Genomic DNA, 4,635 nt, shown 5'->3' on the forward strand with positions numbered 1-4,635 from the left:
ACAAGTGGATCTTCAGCTCGTCCTGGTCCCACAGGAGTCTCCGCATATTCCCTCCGCTAGATGGAGTACAACAATGGTTGTTACTGCAAGAAGGAAGCATTCTAGGTACCTAGACAATGTTGTAGCAAAAGAAGAAGATCGTCAACTGATTCCATGGTATAAATATAAAAGTCATAACGTAGGATCGAATCGTTCTCAGAAAAAGGTTATGCGGTTTGGTTATTGGCAGAAATATAGTGCCTGGAACGCTTCATCCTAGCAGTCATTCGATTGTAGTACCACTACCCAGCGGAGGAAATAGGTGGAGACTCCTGCGAGAAAAGCGCAGTGTGAAGCCCCCGCAGGAAGCGATCTTTGCTGACGAGGAGGCTAAAGCCTTGTCTCGCGGAAAGCGGAACCTATTTCCGGAGCGTTTCCTAGCACTGACAAACAATCAACTTTACTACATGGAATAATGGAACTAGATACTTAACATAATCTATCTTATCGGTAGTTCCGTATCTTCTTTTCATTAATAATAAAAAGATAAAACGATATCCTTTTTTCTAAATATTAAAAGACACATCTATGAACCAATCCATCCACTGCTTTTGTTCTTTGCGGCAGTTTTTGATAGAATAAAAGAAGTTCGATTGGAGCACGCACTTGAAGGAGGAACTAGGTTGGTGAATACAGAAGCATATCAACAATTAATCAATCATGTAACAAAAAGAACACAAATTAAGCAGCAAACCGTACAAAGTGTTATCGGTTTATTAGACGAAGGAAATACCGTGCCTTTTATTGCAAGGTATCGTAAAGAACAGACAGGTTCATTAGATGAAGTACAAATAAAAGATATTCAAGACGCGTGGAGCTATGTCAACACATTAGCCGACCGTAAACAAGAGGTCATTCGCCTCATAGAAGAACAAGGGAAGTTAACCCCTGAACTAAAACAAGATATTGAACAAGCGACACAACTGCAGAAGGTAGAAGATTTATATCGTCCATATAAGCAAAAGCGTCGTACAAGGGCAACGATTGCCAAAGAAAAGGGCCTAGAGCCTTTAGCTACGGAAATATGGGAGCAACAAGCCATCGATATGGAACAAGCGGCACAAGCCTACTTATCTGAAGAGCATGAATTGCATACGACGGAGGATGTCTTGCAAGGAGCACAGGATATTATCGCAGAGCTTATCGCCGACGAGCCAGCCTATCGTGAACAAATACGTAAGCAAACACAGCAAAAAGGTTTGATTGTTTCTATCTTGAAGAAAGCAGAATTGGACGAGAAAAAAGTCTTTGAGATGTATTATGAATACAGCGAATCCGTCAATAAGATTGTGGCCCATCGGATTTTAGCCTTAAACCGGGGTGAAAAAGAAGATGTATTACGAGTGACGATTCAGCCACCGGTAGAACAGATTCAGGCCTATCTGGAGAAACAAATCATCACACAAATGGCTGACGCTGTAGTGAAAGAATGGCTCATCCAAGTGATCGAGGACAGCTATAAACGTCTGATCCAGCCATCTGTTGATCGAGAGATACGTACCCATTTAACCGAAAAAGCGGAAGAACAAGCCATCGATATTTTTGCCAAGAATCTAAAGAGCTTGCTCCTGCAGCCACCACTGAAAGGAAAATATGTATTAGGAGTCGATCCGGCTTTTCGTACAGGCTGTAAGCTGGCGGTTGTGGATGACACCGGTAAAGTCAAGGCCATTAATGTGATTTATCCAACAGCACCCCGGAAAGATATAAAAGGGGCAACCAAGCAAGTGTTGGAATATATCCAAACTTTTCCAATTGAATTAATTGCGATTGGGAATGGTACAGCTTCTAGGGAGACAGAACAATTTATTGCCGATTTGCTGGAGGAACATCAATTAGATCAATCCTATATCATTGTGAATGAAGCCGGGGCAAGCGTGTATTCTGCCTCCAAATTAGCACGGGAAGAATTTCCTGACCTGCAAGTGGAAGAAAGAAGTGCCGTATCCATTGCCCGACGTATTCAAGATCCATTGGCCGAATTAGTAAAAATTGAACCAAAAGCAATTGGAGTAGGACAATACCAACATGATGTTAGCCAGAAACGTTTAACCGAATCACTGACTTTTGTGGTGGAGACCGCTGTGAATCAGGTTGGGGTAAATGTAAATACAGCATCTTCTTCCTTATTGCAATATGTATCTGGGCTTAATAAGACGGTAGCGAATAATATTGTGAAGTATCGGGATGAACAAGGTAAGTTTACTAATCGAAAGCAATTAAAAGATATTCCAAGACTTGGAGCAAAGACATACGAACAGAGTATTGGTTTCTTACGTGTTCCAGATGGGGAGGAGCCGTTAGATCGAACGCCAATCCACCCAGAGTCTTACTCGGCAGTAAAGAATATCCTGACAACCATTCATTGTTCCGTTGCTGATTTAGGGACCGATCAGTTAAAAGAGGCCGTTCGTCAGCTGGATACAAAGGAAATAGCTGAACGACTAGCTATAGGGGTGCCTACCTTGCAGGATATTTTAAAGGCATTAATCAGTCCCAACCGTGATCCGCGTGACGACTTACCAAAACCTTTATTAAAGAAAAACGTATTATCGATGGAAGATTTGCAGCAAGGTATGGAGTTACAAGGTACGGTTCGAAATGTCGTTGATTTCGGCGTGTTTGTTGATATTGGTGTCAAACAGGATGGACTCGTGCATATTTCTAAAATGTCCAACAGTTATGTCAAACACCCAATGGACCTAGTGTCTGTCGGTGATGTCATTACGGTATGGGTGGATCAGGTCGATATCGACAAGCAGCGAATTGCCCTGTCAATGATAGAAAAAGGTTAATGCCCTTCTTCCTTATCACGATAAAAATACCAGCATTGATTGAGTAAACATATTTGATATTTATTTTTGGTGTAAAAGGCCTTCCTCAACTGTTTTTTTAACCAAGAAGGCATAAATATTCCTCCTTATATGAATGATGGATAACTTAGTCTATGCACAATAAAAGGCGGGTGTGAATAGATGAGTCCTATGACGCAAACGGAGTTAGAACAATTAACCAAGGATATATCTTGTCGTTTTTTTGAGAAACCATTTCTGGATCAAGTGACCTTCAATCCACGATTACGAACAACAGGTGGGCGTTATATTCCTGCCAAACGTTTGATTGAGTTAAATCCGAAATACTATGTAGAGTTGGGATATGAAGAATTGGTTGGTGTGATTAAACATGAATTATGTCATTATCATCTTCATATAGAAGGAAAAGGGTATCAGCATCGTGACGCTTCGTTTAAGCAATTATTAAAGCAGACAGGTTCGCCTAGGTTTTGTCAGATGCTCCCTTCGATAAAAAATCGGTATAAACATTTATATCAGTGTGAAAGCTGCCAGCATGTTTATAAACGACAGAAAAAGGTTGATACCAAGCGATATCGCTGTGGTAAATGTAATGGCCGATTAATTATGATAAAAAATGAACAGAAGTATTGACGAGCGAGCATAAGTTGTGATAAATTGTATTGGTGTCACTTTGAATTGCGAATATTAGCTGTTTAAAGTGATATCAATCGATTTTGAGAAAGACTATTGACAACTTTGACGGAATATTGTAATATATTTAACGTCGCTGATAACAATTACATTAATCCACAGTAGCTCAGTGGTAGAGCAATCGGCTGTTAACCGATCGGTCGTAGGTTCGAATCCTACCTGTGGAGCCAGACGGAGAAGTACTCAAGTGGCTGAAGAGGCGCCCCTGCTAAGGGTGTAGGTCGTGTAAGCGGCGCGAGGGTTCAAATCCCTCCTTCTCCGCCATTATTTTTTATTGGCCCGTTGGTCAAGTGGTTAAGACACCGCCCTTTCACGGCGGTAACACGGGTTCGAATCCCGTACGGGTCATAACAGACAATTACATAGGTCCGGTAGTTCAGTTGGTTAGAATGCCTGCCTGTCACGCAGGAGGTCGCGGGTTCGAGTCCCGTCCGGACCGCCATTGTTGGGCTATAGCCAAGCGGTAAGGCAACGGTTTTTGGTACCGTCATGCGCTGGTTCGAATCCAGCTAGCCCAGCCATTTTTCTTTTCATTTATTCGTCTTTGGACGAATATACTATTCGATTGACTTGATCGACTTTTCACAAACGTAAATTCAGTTGGTCAAAACGGTTCGTATAAGCTTTTGAATATAGGATCATTTCCATTGGGAGCCATTAGCTCAGTTGGTAGAGCATCTGACTTTTAATCAGAGGGTCGGAGGTTCGAATCCTCCATGGCTCACCATTTTTTGCTGATATAGTATTAGTATAAAGCGGTCGTGGCGGAATGGCAGACGCGCTAGGTTGAGGGCCTAGTGGGTGAATAACCCGTGGAGGTTCAAGTCCTCTCGACCGCATTGATTGTTTGAAAGATCTGAGTATCTGTCAGCATAAAGTATGCGTCACTGATGTATTTCTTTCATTGAAAGTTATTGACTTATATAATAAAAATATGTTATATTAATAGATGTCGCTTTAATAAGCGCCCGTAGCTCAATTGGATAGAGCGTTTGACTACGGATCAAGAGGTTAGGGGTTCGACTCCTCTCGGGCGCGCCATTTCGGGAAGTAGCTCAGCTTGGTAGAGCACTTGGTTTGGGACCAAGGG

The 4,635-nt window shown here is 42.0% G+C and carries 4 protein-coding genes and 8 tRNA genes; 11 read left to right on the top strand and 1 reads right to left on the bottom strand.

What is annotated here, in order from left to right:
* Together BN6556_RS22345 and BN6556_RS00105 are read left to right on the top strand one after the other, a co-directional pair.
* Nucleotides 1-259 (top strand): hypothetical protein (locus tag BN6556_RS22345; protein ID WP_205410303.1); only part of this gene is annotated, 259 nt, incomplete at its 5' end.
* 406 nt (nucleotides 260-665) lie between these two features.
* Nucleotides 666-2,834, top strand: coding sequence for a Tex family protein (locus BN6556_RS00105; protein WP_392388576.1), 2,169 nt, complete (start codon nucleotides 666-668; stop codon nucleotides 2,832-2,834).
* Here BN6556_RS00105 and cmpA read toward each other — a convergent pair.
* Complete coding sequence (gene cmpA, locus BN6556_RS21820; RefSeq protein WP_130859106.1) at nucleotides 2,831-2,947, bottom strand: cortex morphogenetic protein CmpA; 117 nt, start codon at nucleotides 2,945-2,947, stop codon at nucleotides 2,831-2,833. The genes BN6556_RS00105 and cmpA overlap by 4 nt on opposite strands.
* A gap of 67 nt (nucleotides 2,948-3,014) precedes the next feature.
* On the opposite strand from cmpA, the gene BN6556_RS00110 reads away from it, so the two are divergent.
* The 9 genes from BN6556_RS00110 (at nucleotide 3,015) to BN6556_RS00150 (ending at nucleotide 4,586) form a co-directional block, all read left to right on the top strand.
* The gene (locus BN6556_RS00110; protein WP_066185562.1) at nucleotides 3,015-3,485 is read left to right on the top strand and encodes a SprT family protein; all 471 of its coding nucleotides are present in this window, start codon (nucleotides 3,015-3,017) and stop codon (nucleotides 3,483-3,485) included.
* A 155-nt stretch (nucleotides 3,486-3,640) separates the two neighbouring features.
* Nucleotides 3,641-3,715 (top strand) — tRNA-Asn (locus BN6556_RS00115).
* A 3-nt stretch (nucleotides 3,716-3,718) separates the two neighbouring features.
* Nucleotides 3,719-3,809, top strand: a tRNA-Ser gene (locus tag BN6556_RS00120).
* Between the two features lie 12 nt (nucleotides 3,810-3,821).
* Nucleotides 3,822-3,893: transfer RNA gene (locus BN6556_RS00125), tRNA-Glu, on the top strand.
* A gap of 17 nt (nucleotides 3,894-3,910) precedes the next feature.
* Nucleotides 3,911-3,987, top strand: a tRNA-Asp gene (locus BN6556_RS00130).
* A gap of 4 nt (nucleotides 3,988-3,991) precedes the next feature.
* A tRNA-Gln gene (locus tag BN6556_RS00135) sits at nucleotides 3,992-4,066 on the top strand.
* Between the two features lie 130 nt (nucleotides 4,067-4,196).
* Nucleotides 4,197-4,272, top strand: a tRNA-Lys gene (locus tag BN6556_RS00140).
* Nucleotides 4,273-4,300: 28 nt separating this feature from the next.
* A tRNA-Leu gene (locus BN6556_RS00145) sits at nucleotides 4,301-4,384 on the top strand.
* A gap of 125 nt (nucleotides 4,385-4,509) precedes the next feature.
* Nucleotides 4,510-4,586, top strand: a tRNA-Arg gene (locus BN6556_RS00150).
* Nucleotides 4,587-4,635: the final 49 nt, after the last annotated feature.

It is taken from the genome of Gracilibacillus timonensis (assembly GCF_900086715.1).
Lineage (GTDB): Bacteria > Bacillota > Bacilli > Bacillales > Amphibacillaceae > Gracilibacillus > Gracilibacillus timonensis.